9 protein-coding genes are annotated in these 17758 nt (G+C 61.2%); 8 read left to right on the top strand and 1 reads right to left on the bottom strand.

The window, feature by feature from the left end; all coding sequences use genetic code 11:
- The first annotated feature begins 18 nt into the window (after positions 1-18).
- The 8 genes from prmA (at position 19) to ACZ0AZ_RS11950 (ending at position 10405) form a co-directional block, all read left to right on the top strand.
- Positions 19-897: a 50S ribosomal protein L11 methyltransferase gene (gene prmA / locus ACZ0AZ_RS11985; RefSeq protein ID WP_039757012.1), complete on the top strand. Its 879-nt coding sequence runs from the start codon at positions 19-21 to the stop codon at positions 895-897.
- A gap of 30 nt (positions 898-927) precedes the next feature.
- On the top strand, positions 928-2199 hold the full coding sequence (locus ACZ0AZ_RS11980; protein WP_463537435.1) for a DUF3426 domain-containing protein: 1272 nt from the start codon (positions 928-930) through the stop codon (positions 2197-2199).
- 185 nt (positions 2200-2384) lie between these two features.
- A complete protein-coding gene (gene dusB, locus ACZ0AZ_RS11975) occupies positions 2385-3395 on the top strand; it encodes a tRNA dihydrouridine synthase DusB (RefSeq protein WP_310403781.1) in 1011 nt (336 codons plus the stop codon).
- Positions 3392-3712, top strand: coding sequence for a DNA-binding transcriptional regulator Fis (gene fis, locus ACZ0AZ_RS11970; protein WP_002555375.1), 321 nt, complete (start codon positions 3392-3394; stop codon positions 3710-3712). The genes dusB and fis overlap by 4 nt, the downstream gene beginning before the upstream one ends.
- A gap of 83 nt (positions 3713-3795) precedes the next feature.
- Entirely contained in the window at positions 3796-5403 is a 1608-nt protein-coding gene (gene purH, locus ACZ0AZ_RS11965) for a bifunctional phosphoribosylaminoimidazolecarboxamide formyltransferase/IMP cyclohydrolase (protein ID WP_463537434.1), read from the top strand.
- Positions 5404-5574: 171 nt separating this feature from the next.
- Positions 5575-6870 (top strand): phosphoribosylamine--glycine ligase, encoded by a 1296-nt coding sequence (gene purD / locus ACZ0AZ_RS11960; RefSeq protein WP_463537433.1) that lies wholly within the window; start codon positions 5575-5577, stop codon positions 6868-6870.
- A 98-nt stretch (positions 6871-6968) separates the two neighbouring features.
- Entirely contained in the window at positions 6969-9746 is a 2778-nt protein-coding gene (locus ACZ0AZ_RS11955) for a hybrid sensor histidine kinase/response regulator (protein WP_463537432.1), read from the top strand.
- Between the two features lie 62 nt (positions 9747-9808).
- The gene (locus ACZ0AZ_RS11950; protein WP_016771870.1) at positions 9809-10405 is read left to right on the top strand and encodes a MarC family protein; all 597 of its coding nucleotides are present in this window, start codon (positions 9809-9811) and stop codon (positions 10403-10405) included.
- 77 nt (positions 10406-10482) lie between these two features.
- On the opposite strand, the gene ACZ0AZ_RS11945 is transcribed toward ACZ0AZ_RS11950, so the two are convergent.
- Positions 10483-17586: a TcdA/TcdB pore-forming domain-containing protein gene (locus tag ACZ0AZ_RS11945; protein ID WP_463537431.1), complete on the bottom strand. Its 7104-nt coding sequence runs from the start codon at positions 17584-17586 to the stop codon at positions 10483-10485.
- Between the last annotated feature and the right edge of the window lie 172 nt (positions 17587-17758).

Raw genomic sequence — 17758 nt, 5'->3', positions numbered from 1 at the left:
TTTTCAAAGGTGCCCGCCATGCCTTGGCTGCAAGTCCGTCTCGCCATCACCCCGGAACAAGCCGAAACCTACGAGGACGCATTCCTCGAAGTCGGTGCCGTGTCGGTGACTTTCATGGACGCTGAAGACCAGCCGATCTTCGAGCCAGAACTCAACACCACGCCACTGTGGTCGCACACCCACTTGCTGGCCCTGTTCGAAGGCGGCACTGAACCGGAGCCGGTCCTGGCCCATCTGGAACTGCTGACCGGCGGCCCGCTGCCCGAGCACCACAGCGAAGTCATCGAGGACCAGGACTGGGAACGCAGCTGGATGGACGGTTTCGAGCCGATGCGTTTTGGCCAGCGCCTGTGGATCGTACCGAGCTGGCATGCAGCGCCTGAGCCTGACGCGGTCAATCTGCTGCTGGATCCGGGCCTGGCCTTCGGCACCGGCACGCACCCGACCACCGCGCTGTGCCTGGAATGGCTCGACGGCCAGGATCTGAAAGACTGCCACGTGCTGGATTTCGGCTGCGGCTCGGGGATTCTGGCGATTGCCGCGCTGCTGCTCGGCGCCAAGGAAGCCGTGGGCACCGACATCGACGTGCAAGCACTTGAAGCCTCGCGCGACAACGCCGGGCGCAACAACATTGCCGATGAGCTGTTCCCGCTGTATCTGCCGGAAGATCTGCCGCAGGTTCCGGCCGACGTGCTGGTCGCCAACATTCTCGCCGGTCCGCTGGTGTCTCTGGCGCCGCAGCTGTCCAGTCTGGTCAAGAGCGGCGGGCGCCTGGCGCTGTCGGGCATTCTCGCCGAGCAGGGCGAAGAAGTCGCTGCGGCTTATGCGCAGGACTTCGAGCTCGACCCGATCGCCAATCGCGATGGCTGGGTGCGCATCACCGGGCGTCGGCGCTAAAATGACCGCTTGCCTGAACCGGATCGCCGCATGACCGACAGTTTCGTCACCCAGTGCCCGCATTGCCAGACCAGTTTCCGCGTCAACCATGCCCAGTTGAGCGTGGCGCGCGGGGTGGTTCGTTGCGGCTCCTGCCTGCAAGTGTTCAATGCTGCCAAGCAGCTGCTCGAGCAACATGCCGGCAAGGACGCGGTGACGCCACTCGCGCCGCCGCTGCCTGAAGCGCCCGCGCCTGTCAGCGATTCTGCGGTCGTCGAACAAATTCCTGCACCGCGCGCCATCAGCCAGAAGCAATGGAGCGCGTCGGAACTGGATCTGGACAGCCTCGATCTGGACGAAGAACTCGCCCGCCTCGAACAACGCGAAATCCAGCCGGTCGCCGAGTTCGGGCGTGCCCGCGAAGATTCCTTGAGCGCCCGGCGCGATAGCCCGGAACCCGACGAAGGCACTTGGCCCGACAGCCTGTTCAGCGAGCCTGCCGATGAGCGCAGCGTAGCGCCTGATGTCGAGCCAGATATCGAGCCAGATATCGAGCACATCGAAACCCTCGAACCCGAGCGCACCGAACCTTCGCTGTCGCTGGAGCCGGTGGATCTGGACGACGAGCCGCCGATCCCGCAACTGCGCCTGCACGATCCGATCGATCCCAACGCCCGCCGTGAGCGCCTGTCGGCCAGCGACGACAGCGATGACGACGATCTGCCGTTGATCACCTCGCCGCGCAAAAAGCGTGAACGGGCCGAGCCCGGCGTGCGCGCCGAGGTGCTGCAGGATCTGACCGACGATCCGCTGCAACTGGACTGGCAGCAACGCCGTTCCCCTTGGGGCCGGCGCCTGCTCTGGCTGGTGCTGGTGGTGTTGGCCGCCGGCGCTCTTGCCGCTCAGTACGTTGCCTATCACTTCGAGGAACTGGCGCGGCAGGATCAATACCGCCCATGGTTCCAGCAGGTCTGCCCGCAGATCGGCTGCACCGTGCCGTCCAAAGTCGACATCGGCAAGATCAAGAGCAGCAACCTGGTGGTGCGCAGCCATCCGGAATTCAGCGGGGCGCTGGTGGTCGATGCGATCATTTACAACCGCGCGACGTTTTCCCAGCCGTTCCCCTTGCTCGAACTGCGCTTTGCCGACCTCAACGGTCACCTGATCGCCAGTCGTCGCTTCAAACCCGGCGAGTACCTGAGCGGCGATCTTGAAGGCCTGGCGGAAATGCCGCCGCAGACGCCGATCCACATCGCCCTGGATATTCTCGATCCGGGGCCGAAAGCCGTGAACTACAGCCTGAACTTCCATTCGCCGGAATGAACCGCTTCAGCGTTTCCCGATTGACGGCATTTTTCTGACTGGATCGGAGCCAACCAAACCGTTGGCGATAACAGAATAACTGTTCAGATTTTGTTCAATTCAGCCTTTAACCAGTCATCGAGAGCGGGTATCATGCCCACCCTTTTTCGAACTCTCATGATCCGGCCCCACTTCAGGGAAGTCCTATGTCGGCGGTACGCATCGGCCCATATACATTGCAGAACGGTTTGATTCTCGCCCCGATGGCGGGCGTCACCGACCAGCCCTTTCGTCAGCTGTGCAAGCGTCTGGGCGCAGGGCTTGTAGTCTCGGAAATGGTCACCAGCGACATGAGCCTGTGGAATACCCGCAAGTCGCGCATGCGCATGATCCACGAAGGCGATCCCGAGCCCCGCTCGGTGCAGATTGCCGGTGGCGATGCGCAGATGCTGGCCGATGCGGCACGGGCCAACGTCGAACTGGGCGCGCAGATTATCGACATCAACATGGGCTGTCCGGCGAAGAAGGTCTGCAACAAGGCCGCCGGCTCCGCGTTGCTGAAAGACGAAGCACTGGTGACCGAGATCCTGCAGGCCGTGGTGGCCGCGGTTGATGTGCCGGTCACCCTGAAGATCCGCACCGGCTGGGATCGCGAGAACAAGAACGGCCTGACCGTGGCGAAGATCGCCGAACAGGCCGGGATCGCAGCGCTGGCCGTGCATGGCCGTACGCGCGCCGATCTGTACACAGGCGAAGCCGAGTACGACACGATTGCCGCGATCAAGCAGGCGGTGTCGATCCCGGTGTTTGCCAATGGCGATATCGATTCGCCGGAAAAGGCCCGATACGTGCTTGACGCGACCGGTGCCGATGGCCTGCTGATAGGCCGTGCCGCTCAAGGGCGGCCATGGATTTTTCGCGAGATCGAACACTTCCTGCGCACCGGCGAGAAATTGCCGGCGCCGGAACTGAGCGAAGTGGAACGCATCCTGCTGGAGCATCTGGCTGCCCTTCACGCCTTCTATGGTGACGTGATGGGCGTGCGCATTGCCCGCAAGCATGTGGGCTGGTATCTCGCAACCTTGCCGGGCGCCAGGGAGTTTCGCGCCCGTTTCAATCGTTTGGATGGTACGGAAACACAATGCGCCGACGTTCGGGAGTTCTTCGCCGAGCGTTACAAGAGCCTGACAGGGGACGAAGAAGGGGTGGCCGCATGACGATGATGACCGAGACTTTAGTGAGTGGAACAACACCCGTGAGCGACAACGTGAATTTGAAACAGCACCTCAACACGCCGAGCGAAGAAGGCCAGACCCTTCGCGGGAGTGTCGAGAAGGCGCTGCACAATTATTTCGCCCACCTTGAGGGCGCGTCCGTCACGGATGTGTACAACCTGGTGCTGTCCGAAGTCGAGGCGCCCCTGCTCGAAAGCGTGATGAATTACGTTAAGGGCAACCAGACCAAGGCCAGTGAGCTGCTCGGACTGAACCGCGGCACGCTGCGCAAGAAACTCAAGCAGTACGATCTGCTGTAAGCATTCAATCAAACCAGAAAGGCGCCCGCGTAAAAAACGGTCGCCTTTTTTGCTGACTTCCTTTGCTTTTGATGGAAATTGAGATGACCGACCAGACTACCCGCCTGCCGATCCGCCGCGCCTTGATCAGCGTTTCCGACAAGACCGGGATCCTCGAATTCGCCAAGGAGCTCGAAGCTCTGGGCGTCGAGATCCTCTCCACCGGCGGAACGTTCAAGCTGCTGCGCGATAACGGCGTTGCCGCAGTGGAAGTCGCGGATTACACCGGTTTCGCCGAGATGATGGACGGTCGGGTAAAAACCCTGCACCCGAAAATCCACGGTGGCATCCTCGGTCGTCGCGGTACTGACGATGCGATCATGAACGAGCACGGCATCAAGCCGATCGATCTGGTAGCGGTCAACCTGTATCCCTTCGAAGCGACCATCAACAAGCCAGGCTGCGACCTGCCGACCGCTATCGAGAACATCGACATCGGCGGGCCGACCATGGTCCGTTCGGCAGCGAAAAATCACAAAGACGTGGCCATCGTGGTGAATGCCAGCGATTACGCCAACGTTCTGGAAAATCTCAAGGCCGGCGGTCTGACCTACGCTCAGCGTTTCGACCTGATGCTCAAGGCCTTCGAACACACCGCCGCCTACGACGGCATGATCGCCAACTACATGGGCACCGTGAACCAGGCCGCTGAAACCCTGAGCACTGAAGGTCGCAGCGAATTCCCGCGCACTTTCAACAGCCAGTTCATCAAGGCTCAGGAAATGCGCTACGGCGAGAACCCGCACCAGAGCGCGGCGTTCTACGTGGAAGCCAAGCCTGCCGAAGTCGGCATTGCCACCGCAACCCAGTTGCAAGGCAAAGAGCTGTCGTACAACAACGTCGCCGACACCGACGCTGCGCTGGAATGCGTGAAGAGCTTCGTCAAGCCAGCCTGCGTGATCGTCAAGCACGCCAACCCTTGCGGCGTAGCGGTCAGCCCGGACGCTGAGGGCGGCATCCGTCAGGCCTACGAACTGGCCTACGCCACCGACACTGAGTCGGCGTTCGGCGGCATCATCGCTTTCAACCGTGAACTGGACGCCGAAACCGCCAAGGCGATCGTCGAGCGTCAGTTCGTTGAAGTAATCATCGCCCCAAGCGTCAGCGCAGAAGCCCGCGCCATCGTTGCCGCCAAAGCCAACGTACGCCTGCTGGCCTGCGGCGAGTGGTCGGCTGACCGCGCGGCTGCCTGGGACTACAAGCGCGTCAACGGTGGCCTGCTGGTGCAGAGCCGCGATATCGGCATGATCAGCGCCGACGACCTGAAAGTAGTGACCAAACGCGCACCGACCGAACAGGAAATCCACGACCTGATCTTCGCCTGGAAAGTCGCCAAGTACGTCAAATCCAACGCCATCGTCTACGCCAAGAACCGCCAGACCATCGGTGTCGGCGCCGGCCAGATGAGCCGCGTCAACTCGGCACGAATCGCCGCGATCAAGGCTGAGCACGCCGGTTTGCAGGTGGCCGGTTCGGTCATGGCTTCCGATGCCTTTTTCCCGTTCCGCGACGGTCTGGACAATGCGGCCAAGGTCGGCATCACGGCGGTGATCCAGCCGGGCGGTTCGATGCGTGATGCTGAAGTGATTGCCGCTGCCGATGAGGCAGGGATTGCGATGGTGTTTACAGGAATGCGTCATTTCCGGCACTGAGTTGCGGCAGCTACAAGCCTCAAGCTGCAAGCTGCAAGAAAAAGCAGATACGCGTCGCTCTTCTTGCAACTGCAGCTCAAACTAATTCAAAGCCACAAGCTGCATCTGAGAAGCCCACGTGTGCCTTCACTTGCAGCTTGTAGCTTGCAGCTTCTCCGAAGGAGTCTTTCTTTGAACATTTTGATCATTGGCAGCGGTGGCCGTGAACACGCTCTGGCCTGGAAAGTGGCTCAGGATCCGCGTGTGCAGAAGGTTTTCGTTGCACCGGGCAACGCTGGCACCGCCATTGAAGCCAAGTGCGAAAACGTCGCCATCGATGTGTTGGCGCTGGAGCAACTGGCCGATTTCGCTGAAAAGAACGTGTCTCTGACCATCGTCGGACCGGAAGTGCCGCTGGTGGCTGGCGTCGTTGATCTGTTCCGCTCTCGTGGTCTGGACTGCTTCGGTCCGACTGCCGGTGCTGCGCAGCTGGAAGGCTCGAAAGCCTTCACCAAGGATTTCCTCGCCCGCCACAAGATCCCGACCGCCGATTACCAGAACTTCACCGAGATCGAGCCGGCCCTGGCTTATCTGCGTGAAACAGGCGCGCCGATTGTGATCAAGGCCGATGGCCTCGCTGCCGGCAAAGGCGTTATCGTCGCCATGACCCTGGCCGAAGCCGAAGACGCCGTGCGCGACATGCTCGCCGGCAACTCGTTTGGCGACGCCGGTTCGCGCGTGGTGATCGAGGAGTTCCTCGACGGCGAAGAAGCTTCGTTCATCGTCATGGTCGACGGCAAGAACGTGTTGCCGATGGCCACCAGCCAGGATCACAAACGCGTCGGTGACGGCGACAGCGGCCCGAACACCGGCGGTATGGGTGCCTACTCCCCTGCCCCGGTAGTCACCGCCGACGTGCATCAGCGCGTGATGGACCAGGTGATCTGGCCAACCGTGCGCGGCATGGCCGAGGAAGGCAACGTCTACACTGGTTTCCTCTATGCCGGTCTGATGATCGACAAGGCCGGCAACCCGAAAGTCATCGAGTTCAACTGCCGCTTCGGCGATCCGGAAACCCAACCGGTCATGCTGCGTCTGCAATCGAGCCTGGTGCTGCTGGTTGAAGCCGCATTGGCGCAAGCGCTGGACAAGATTGAAGCGCAGTGGGATCCGCGTCCGAGCGTCGGCATTGTGCTGGCCGCTGGCGGCTACCCGGGCGACTACGCTAAAGGCGCGGCGATCAATGGTCTCGATGCAGCGGCGGGTCTGGAAGGCAAAGTCTTCCACGCCGGTACCGCATTGAAGGACGGTCAGGTCGTTACTGCGGGCGGCCGCGTACTCTGTGCCACGGCCATGGGCGCCACTGTCGGTGAAGCTCAGCAGCAAGCCTACAAACTGGCCGCTGCCATCGATTGGGAAGGCTGCTTCTACCGCAAGGACATTGGCTACCGCGCCATTGCCCGTGAACGCGGCGAAACCCAGGAGTAAGCGATCATCAGGCCCGGCGCGGGATGCCATTCCTCGCCGGGCTGTTCGGTCGTCGCGCATCGTTATATTCTGGCATCAACCTACGAAGGGATTTCGCCGTGCGCTGGCTCAGGATTGCCATAAGCTTCACCGTCACGCTGATGACCTTGCTCTGCATGCTCCCGGCCCAGGCCGCGCAAGGCAGTGGCTGGTCGGTATTGCTTGACGATCAGGGCATCCTGCAACTGAGCGACATCCGCTCCGCTCGCTACACCAATCAATTCAGCCCCACCGAGCTTGACCGTCTGACTGCGGCCGGCCCCGAGGGCGCCCTGTGGCTGCGCTTCAAACTGGCGCCGGGCAAGCACGAGCAAGTGCTGCGCATCTTTGCCCCTGACCTGTCACAGCTCAATCTCTACGTGCTCGACGGCGACCGGCTGATCGAGCAACGCAATACCGGCAACGAGCGGCCCCAGGCCGAGCGACCGTTGCCGAGCAGCGATTTCATGCTGCCCCTGCCCCAGGCCGACAAGCCCCTCGATGTCTACGTGCGCATGGTCTCCGACCATCAGTTGCGCCCGCACATCACCCTGCAGGCAGCGCTCGAAGGCGCGGCCGATCAGAAGCAGACGCTGATTTTCGGCCTGCTGTTCGGCTGCCTCGCCATGCTCCTGCTGCATAATCTGGTGCGCTACGCCTACTCGCGCTCGCGCAGCAGTCTGTGGCTGGCAATCTGTGAAGGCCTGCTCGGGCTGAGTCTGTTCCTGTTGCTCAACCTTGCCGGTCCGTGGCTGCCGAACTGGCATGCGTTCCAGACGCCAGGGGCTTATCTGGCCCTGTTGCTGACGGCTCCCGCCGGGTTGATGTATGCCCTGCGCTTCTTCGCGCCTCTGGGCCAGCACCCGCTGAACAAACTGCTGTGGGGCGACATTCTGTTGATCGTCACGTGCAGCCTGTTGCTGCTGTTCGTCAACACGTTGCCGCTGAACATCATCACCTACGCACTGGTCGCACTGGCCGGCCTGAGCATGTTGCTGGTGGGCTTCTATCACTGGCAAAAAGGTTATCGCCCGGCGCGTCTGTTCGTCGCCGCCATGGTCGTGTTCAACATCGGCACGCTGGTCATCCTCCCGGCGCTGCTGGGGTTGACGCTGGTCACGCCGCAAGGCCTGATCATGACGCTGATGGTGTTCATCTGTATCAGCGGCCTGTTGATGAGCATTGCCTTGGGTGAGCGACAGCGCAGCATCACCGAAAGCCGCTTCAGCATCAGCCGCGACCTGGCGGCCAGCAACGCCGAAATCAACGCCAAAGCCGAATTCCTCGCCAAGATCAGCCACGAAATCCGCACGCCGATGAACGGTGTTCTGGGCATGACCGAGCTGCTGCTGGGCACGCCGCTGTCGGTCAAGCAGCGCGATTACGTGCAGACCATCCACAGCGCCGGCAACGAACTGCTGACGCTGATCAACGAGATCCTCGACATCTCCAAGCTCGAATCCGGGCAGATCGAACTCGATGACGTGCAGTTTGACCTCAATGCGCTGATCGACGACTGCCTGAGCATCTACCGGGCCAAGGCCGAGCAACAGAACGTCGAGCTGATCAGTTTCATCCAGCCGCAAGTGCCGCGGGTGATCAGCGGCGATCCGACACGCCTGCGCCAGACCTTGCTGAGCCTGTTGGAAAACGCCCTGAAGAAAACCGAGGAAGGCGAAGTGTTGATCGTCGTTGCCCTCGATGAGCGCAGCAGCAAACCGCGCCTGCGTATCGCCGTGCAGGACAGCGGCGCGCCGATGGAGCAGGAAGAGCGTGAAGCATTGCTGCACGCTGAACTGCACAGCAAACATTTCCTTTCGGCCAATCGCCTCGGCGGCAATCTCGGCCTGGTGATTGCGCGACAACTGATTCGTCTGATGGAAGGCGAGTTCGGCATCAAGAGCGGCGCCACTCAGGGCAGCACGCTGTGGCTGACTTTGCCGCTGGACCCGGATCGCCTCGAGCATCCGACGTCCGATCTGGACAGCCCGCTGCAAGGCGCACGGGTGCTGGTGGTCGATGACAATGACACCTGCCGCAAAGTGCTGGTGCAGCAGTGCAGCGCCTGGGGCCTGAATGTCAGCGCCGTGCCGTCGGGCAAGGAAGCGTTGGCACTGCTGCGCACCAAGGCGCACCTGCGCGATTATTTCGACGTGGTCCTGCTCGACCAGAACATGCCCGGCATGACCGGCATGCAACTGGCCGCGAAGATCAAGGAAGACCCGAGCTTGAACCACGACATTCTGCTGATCATGCTCACCGGCATCAGCAACGCGCCGAGCAAGATCATTGCGCGCAATTCCGGGATCAAACGGATTCTGGCCAAACCGGTGGCCGGTTATACGCTCAAGACCACGCTGGCGGACGAACTCAATCAGCGTAACAAGGGCCAGGTGGTGTTCCAGCCGCAAGTCGTTACGGCGGCCACAGCGGCCAAGGTGCCGAGCGACTTCCGCATCCTCGTCGCCGAGGACAACACCATTTCGACCAAAGTGATTCGCGGCATGCTCGGCAAGCTCAATCTGCAACCGGACACCGCGAGCAATGGCGAAGAAGCGCTGCAAGCGATGAAGGCCCAACGTTACGACCTGGTGCTGATGGACTGCGAAATGCCGATCCTCGATGGCTTCTCCGCGACGCAGCAACTGCGCGCCTGGGAAGTCAGCAATCAGCGCATCCGCACACCGATCGTCGCCCTCACCGCGCACATTCTCGCCGAACATAAAGAACGCGCCCGCCAGGCCGGCATGGACGGGCACATGTCCAAACCGGTGGAGCTGTCGCAACTGCGTGAACTGATCGAGCATTGGGTCGCCGAACGCGATCAGCAGAACCGGGCCACGACCCAGCCGTCGTAAACCGACAGATTGTCCGGTGCCTGATAGACTCCCCCCGACTCCATCGCCAGTGAGCTTGCATCATGCTCCATGTGTTGTTCAGCGTTTATCTGAAGATGCTGGTGCTCTACAGCCCGTTCTTCGTGTTGTCCTGTTTTATCAGCCTGACCCGCGGCTATTCGCGCAAGGAGCAGCGGCGCCTGGCCTGGAAGGTGGCGCTTGCGACGCTGATTTCCAGCGTTCTGCTGTATTTGTTCGGGCGAGTGATTTTCGATGTCTTCGGCATCACCGTGGATGCTTTCCGCATTGGCGCCGGCAGCGTGCTGTTCATTTCTGCACTGGGCATGGCGCAGGGCAAACCGGCGGTGCAGGCCGACAATGTGCAGCAGGACGTGACCATCGTGCCGCTGACCATTCCACTGACGGTCGGCCCCGGCACGATCGGCGCCTTGCTGGTAATGGGCGTCAGCCAGCCGCACTGGGACGACAAGCTCACCGCAATCATGAGTATTGCGCTCGCCAGTTTCACTGTCGGTGTGGTGCTGTACCTGTCCAATCGCATCGAGCGGATTCTCGGCGATCAGGGCTTGCAGATTGTCAGCCGCTTGATGGGATTGTTCGTTTGCGCGCTGGCAGCGCAAATCATCTTTACCGGTGTGAAGGGTTATCTGGTGCCTTGAGCATTGTCGCAGTGCAACCGCGACAACAAACGCCGCGTACGGTCACCGTTCGCGGCGTTTTGTTGTGCATGGCGACCTCAGCGCAGCGCTGCGATCACCGCTGTCAGGCTGACCGTTGCCTCGACACCGCGCGCATTGGCAAAGGCTTGCAGCCCTTGAGCCAGCGTCAAGGTATGTGGCCGCCCGGCGATGGGCAGCATCAGTAGCAGTGGGCGTTGTCCGTCGAAATTGCGCACGATCAGACTGTGTCCGGAGTCCGGATCGGTCAGCACCACATCGTCATCGACCCGTGACATCCACCAATGCCCGCACTCGTCCAGATCCAGATCCAGCAGGCAAGGTTCTGCCGTTTCAGCATCCGAAGCCTGTCGCCCATCGACCACGATGCAGTCCAGGCGCCGGAAGGACGCTTGCGACAGCCGATAACCCGAGGTCTGCGCACCGTAAGCCAGCAGCAGCCTGGCGACGCCTTCGGGCAGCAATGGCTCGATCTCTGTCATGTCATCACCCACCTCAAGCGCCAGGACTTCGGCGTCGCGCTGGGCATAACTGCCGGGCAGCCAGACGCCGTCGTTCGGGCCGGCGCTGAAAATCAACCGGTCGACCGGGTCGAACAACAGCGGCTGCCTGGAGCCACGGGTACCGAGAAATGCAGACCACTGCCCGTCACTGCGTCCGGCCAGATCGAACAGCCGATCAAGTTGCGGCAGGTAATACAGATAGCGTCCGGTTGCACTTGCCACTTGTATGACAGGCGCGTGGGCATGCCCGTGCAACAATGCTCGCAGGCGTGCACGTAACTGTTCATCGCTCTGCCCCGGCACATGAGACCAGCGATTTTCCACGCCAACGATCATTGCCGGCTGGTTATCCAGCAATTGCAGATGCACCCCGTCGAGGGTCTGCGCGACCAGCCCTTCACCCTGGCGTCGCACCTCAGCAAAAATCCATGACGTCCAGACCTTTTCAGGCCTGCGGAGCGCCTCCGATTTCAGCAAACGATGGTCCTCGGCAAACACTCCCCGCAGTGCTGCGATCGCCATCAGCGGCTGGCGATAAAGTTGTCCGGTGCTGATTTCAAGCAACCAGACCGCGCTGTTATCCGGGGTCAGACCGAGCAGCGCCAGCTCCTTGCCCTGACGGATATCAGCCACAGCGATTTTGCCATCGACACACCATGCCGCCAGGAACGCCTGACCTGCCACATCACGTAAACCGAAGATCGGCAACGGCAGCAACGGCGCTTTCGTGGCCAGCGCGGGCAATGCGCTCAACCAATCGGGATGTCGCTGCAGCCAACGCGGCCCGACACCGGCGAACCGGAGAATCGAGGGCTTATCGGCCTCATCGAGCCACGCCTCATCGCTTCTGTGGGCAAGGGAAGGTACCCCGTACTGAAACACAATCGCGTCGTCGATCGCTGCCGCTGCCGGCACGTCGACGATATCGATTTCGAACAGTCGGCCGTCGTCCTTGGTGGCGATGAAACGCTGATTGGTCTGAGTGACCTCCACCACATCGTGTTCGATCACCACATTCTGCCAATGCCCGACCCGGGGTTCGATGCCGCGACTGATCGTCCGCTCCTGCGGGCTATAGAACAGCACCGCGTTGTTTTCCGCGCTGGACGGCACCAGCATCAACAAGTCCTCGGGCCAGGACCGGTCCTGCCCGGCCTGAATGCACTTGTCCGTCGCCTTGTTCAGCCAGGCCCGGTCGCGCCGACGCAACCCGGCATAGCCTTCCACGACAATGAACGGAGCATAAGACCAGCCGCTGCTGGCGGGCGTGTCTGGCGATTCGCGCCTGAACGGGGCATCGATTTGTCGAAGCGCTTCGCGCGGTTCGAACCGATAATCCTCTGCCGCAAAAGTGATCTTGCAAGCCGTCAGCTCGACCTTCTGAGCGGTAATCCGATACTCGATGGTGGTGGTGCCATGCAACGTTTCTGCCGTCAGCTTCTGCACAATCCGCAGCGCACCATCGGCTTGTTGTTGGCAGCCAATGATCGTCGATCCCATACGCGGATTTTTCAGTCGGTAGCGATGCTGGACAGTACCGGTCAGCACATCGACCCGCCACAGCGATGGATGATCGGGATGGTAGAACCACGCATGGCGGGCGCTGACGCCTGCCAGAACCACGCCCTCGTTGACCTCCTGCGGCAGGTTACGTGCGAACAGCACCCGGTCCCGCGCAGTGTCGTAATAGCCGGTGGTCACCACTGGTTGGCCCGGCGAATTGAACGGCACTCTGAAGTTACGTAACGGCAAATACGCTGCGGTCAATTGCCCGCTGGTGACCTGAGCGCGCAGATAGCGCAGAACCGGCGCCGGGATGCCGCTGGCTGTCATGTCGGCGCTGCGAAGCTGATCCGCAGCTTCGTTTTCGTAGTCGAGAACAACACCGATCAGATGCAGGCTGAGGCCTGTCCAGTCGATCCGGAACAGTCCCTCGGCGAGCTCGATGACACCGTCGAAACGATTCAACACCACGCCATCGACCAGCATGTCAGGTGCGCTGTCGATGCTGTCCCGTGGCTTTTCCCGAAAGCTGACCTGTTCCACCCGGGCCCAGGACGCTTGCACCGTCCATGTCACCCGTTCCCAGCCCTGCGCTTGTTCGAAATTCACCGCCAGCAGGCCTGGCACCAATCGAATCCGGTATTGCCCCTGCGGCGCGGTGATCCGGTAGGCAATCTTCTCGCGCCACTCTGGTGGCAGGTCCGGAACCACCAGTTGGCTGACCTCAGCGCTCAACTGCACCTTGATCGTCGTGGCCATGAAGACCGGATGCAGCTTGTAAAGGATGTGTGGCGCAAACGGCGTGCTGAACAGGTAAAACACCCGGTTACCGAGCGCGTCATATTCCAGCTGATGTGCCAGACGGTCATGCAACCGCGGATAGCGGGTCGTGGAAAAAGGCACGGCCCCAGCGCTGCCGAGCTGATATTCGTAGCCGTAGTAACAGACGGGTGAACAGGGCAGCACCAGCGCCTCGGGCAAGGTCCCCCAGACGCTGCCGACAGCAGGCCGTTGAAAGGCTCTGGGGATGTTGATCGCGGCATGTCGCCTGGCTGGATCATCGTCGTACTGCGGCAGCTCCAGCGCACTGCCCTTGCAGGGGTAAAACTTCTGCCCCTCGAACGCCACCCTTTTGCTGTGCAGATCCACCTCGGTAATCACGGCCAGAGCGGGGAACTGCAAGACCGCGCCAGCGCGTTCGTAAGATTGCTGATAAGCGTCGTGAATCTGCGAGAGGTGCTCGCCGATGGCCGCAGCCTTGTCCATGATCTGCCCGAGATTGCTGGCAATGGCGGTCACCCCGATACCCACGCCCAGTAGCGGCACAGCCAGCGCTGCGGCGAACGCCCCCACCGTTCCGCCCGCTGCCAGGGCGACAAGATCCAGACCCAGCGCCGCCGTGTTGAACGCCAGGGACGTGGAGAACCGCGCTCGCTGCTCATGATTCTCTGCCTGCGTCAGGTTGTAGATGTCGAAGCCGATATTGGCCACGGAAAATGCCACACCAACACCCGTGGCGGCCTGTCCTGCCAGGCGTGCGGCGAATGAGCCCTGCTGCAACGCCCGCTCGGCCGCTGCTGCCTGACGCACCAGCTGGACGATCTGCACAGCATCGCTGGCGACACCAAAGCCCAGCTGTGCATAACTGACGTACACCTGGATCTGCAGAGCAACGGTCAACGCCGGCACGGTATCGCCAGCGCGGTAATCGCGCTGGCGCATTTCACTGATCAGCGTCTGGATCGCAAAGGCAAAACTCAGCCGGCTGCCACCGTCGTGGTCAGCCGTCTGCCCGGGCCTGGCCGCACCGCCCTGCACGAGTCGTTCGACGTATTGCCTGATTTTCTGAAAGCGCGAATCGCGGGTGATCACCGTCAGGGTGTTTTGCGCATTGCGCGGATCGATCAGGGTAATGCTGTGGCCGCCGTCGGCTTTGTTGCCGAGGGTATCGAGCAACGGCACGTAATCACGCGCCACCTTGTGCTCAAGGCGCAAGCGCTCGGTCGCCTGCTCGAACTCGCTGGCCCAGTAGCGTGCATCCAGTTGCGCGAGACTGGCGCCCAGCCGAGCGTTTTCGCCAAGAGACCGGGTACGGGCCAGCGCTTGTTTGTGCCAGATCGACGCTCCCTGCGGATCGGCCAGTGCAACGTTGTGCAGAAAACTGTCCACGCGCAGATCCGATGACAGCCTGCGTTCGGCGATCGCCGCAGTGTCCAGCTCAGTTACGGTGAACTGCGCCGTGGCCATGTCACCAAGGCCATAAAGCTTCGCCAGCGCGTTATCGTCTGCGCTCAGATAATGCTCTACGCCACGCTGCAACTGCGCACCATCGGCAAACCCATAGATAGCAAAGTTGGGGTCGTAGAAGCGATAGGCCGCGTGCTCACCGGTTCGCACTTTGGCCAGCAGCAGGGCGTGGTCGCCGGTATCGAGCAGCAGCACCGCAGGTGCCGCACTGGCGTCAAGCGCGGCGATGATGCTGTCCATGCGCTGCACGCCGCGAGCGCTGCCGACCTCGCCGGTGGGCAAGGCGCGCAGTTCGTCCAGCGCACTGCGCAACGCCCGCGAGCCAAGTTCGTCGGGACTCGCGCTGGCGCTGGCGACATGCCCGACCAACGCCCGCTCCGCCGGCTCGCCAGCTGCAACGGCGGCGCCCATCAGCAGCACCAGCGGATAACAGCGACGCCCCGGGTCGCCTGCGTTGTGCTGCAACAGATCCTGCGGCAACTGCTTGACCGACACCGCGCCAGCCTTGAAAAAGACGTCACGCACCTGGCCGCTGCGCTGCAAGATCTGCGTGCGGAACTCCTGCCGGGCGCTGCGCTTGATCTGGCCGATACGCTCGCCCCACTGGCGCAGCGTCAGCGGCTCGGACATGGCTTGCACCTTGAGTTCGCGGGTCGTCGATGTGGCCGTCGCCAAGTCGCGTTCCAGCCCGTTCTCGAACGCCGCCGAGCGGCGCTGGCGCACGGCTTTTTCAATCGCATCGTAGCGCGCGAAAGTGCCGTCGCGGTCGGTGGCGATGGCCAGGTCGCGCACCTGTTGCCAGGTATCGGCGAACCCGACATCGTCCACGCTCGTTGCGCCGAAAATGCCGCCGAGCACGACTCGCATCGACGGGCTCAGATGCTCCAGCGGCAACGTACCGTGGGCGATGCGGCTGAACAGTTCGTTGAGATGGCTGATGGAATCCGCACCACGGGAAGTCGGCACAGCGACAGGTCCTTGCGCCAGCACCTGTTGGCGGGTGCCGAAGTCGATGACCACGGCTTGATCGAAGGTAACCTCCCCGCTCAGCTTGTCTCGCATCGCTCGAATGAACGGCTCGCCCAGATCATCCATCAAACGTTGCAGCACCGCGGTCAACAGCACCGGTTTGCCTTCGACAACGGGCCAGCCGCGCTCGAAGTTCAGGCTTCGATCACTGAGCAGGTCGGACAAGCGTCCGGCATAACGGGATTTCAGCTTGCCCTCGGCCCACCGGGCGTGTTCCATCTCCAGCCAGTCTTTTTCCGTGCCCCTGACGATCCAGCCGGAAATGGTTTCCTCTTCGGTATTGACGTTGTAGCCCTCGCGCAGACGCTGTTGCGCCAGCACCTGACGAGTGAAAAACGGATCGCAATTGGCTTCAATGTATTCATGCAATCCGGCGAGGGCCGCGCCCGGGCCGGTGAGCGTTACCGTGCCTCCCGCGTCATTACGAATGCCGTCCTGGTAATAGGTGACAACCGCTTTCAGCAATTGGTAGGCATAAGCTTCATTCCAGTTGGTGAAGTTCGACCTGACCAACATCTCTTCGATGACTGCCGCAGCGACCGTGGTCAGGGTTTCACTGTCGGCCCACCCGGATCCCGAGTTGGCCATGCGTCTTTCAACTTCAGTAAGCACGTCGTAATTAAGCCGAATCACTTGCATGATCGACATCGTCATGCCGCTGCCCGGCTGGGCGATGAAATGTGCATTCATTTCTTCGCCGATTTGCAGCCCCATGCGAAAGCCGTTCTCACCGGCCTCCACGGTCTGTGGCGGCACGAACAGTTCAAGCACGTCAGGTTCGCTGCGAGCAAAATCCTCGAGAAGTTGTTTATGTTGTTCTGGGAGACTGCCGGTTCTGTCGGGGTAATGCTGCGGATCGCGTCCAGGCATCAACTGCGGGTTGTTGTTCAACAGAAGTTGCAGAACACCGATCTTTTGCGTCTGACTGTAATCGCTGATATCGACACCGCCCAACTTATCGAGCAGTGGCGGCAGATAATCCATGTCGGTATAACGCCCGCCCTCACGAAGTTCGGCCTGCAAGCGCACCACATCGCTCGCTGCGGCGAAGTTGCCGCGCATCGACACTTCGCGGCGGTAAACGTCCGCCAGCAAGTCATCGGCAAAGGCGTGAGATACATCGCGTAATTGCAGATCCGCGCCAACCATCGCCAGATGGCTGTCCAGGCAGCGCTGACGAAAAGCCTGCAGCGTCGCGCGGTCCTTGCCATAAGCACGCACCATCAGATCGATGCGCGCTTGATCGGCTCGCCCCTTCCACTTCGGCTGGCTGAGGTAGTCGAACATCTGCTGTTTCAACACCCGTGCGCGGTCTTCAATCATCGTCGCCAGTTGCCCGGCATGCTTGAGTGCAGCGCCACCGGACGCCATCGCATCAGCCCTGGCACTGTCGAGAATGACCCGGTTCATCTCGAAAGCCAGCAACGCATCGCTGTCGTACCAAAGGTTGAAGCGGTAACCCTCCGCCGCCATCACCTGGCGCCAGATATTCATGTAATCGCGCTGATTGACACCCACTTCGCTGCCGCCAACCCAAACGAAATGGATAACCTTCGGAACCGGCCGGGTCAGCCCCGACAACATTTCCACGGTCGTCGAAAGCCGTGACAGATAACGTTGCAGCCCGCGCGCAATGTCATCGACAGCCACCGGGACAGGGGTTTTCTTGCGTTTGAGCAGCGCTGCAAGTTGCTCTTGAAACAGGCTCGCCAGGGTCAACAACGACACCGGATCGGTCGTTTGACTGGCTTGCTGGTAACAGTCGTTCAGCGCTTGGTACTGCGCCGAGGCAGAGAACTCCCGTAACGCCCTGGAGATCACCGAATACTCTTGCGCAGATACGAACGCTCGCCCGAACGAATAATCGTTTTTCAAAGCCATTACACACTCCTTGTTTATTAAATGGCTCATTGACCGCGCACACTTTCGCGCCGCTGCAGAGCGGTAGATTGATTTGAACGACACTCGACAAGTGCTGTGAACACAGCACCCTAGTGGGCGAATACGCGCCACACAAACAACAAGGAATACAAAGCTTGTCCCCGGCAATATC

This window comes from Pseudomonas sp. AC239, from assembly GCF_979258545.1.
Note: the sequence above shows the minus strand (reverse complement) of the source record. Positions and strands in the feature narration are given on the sequence as shown.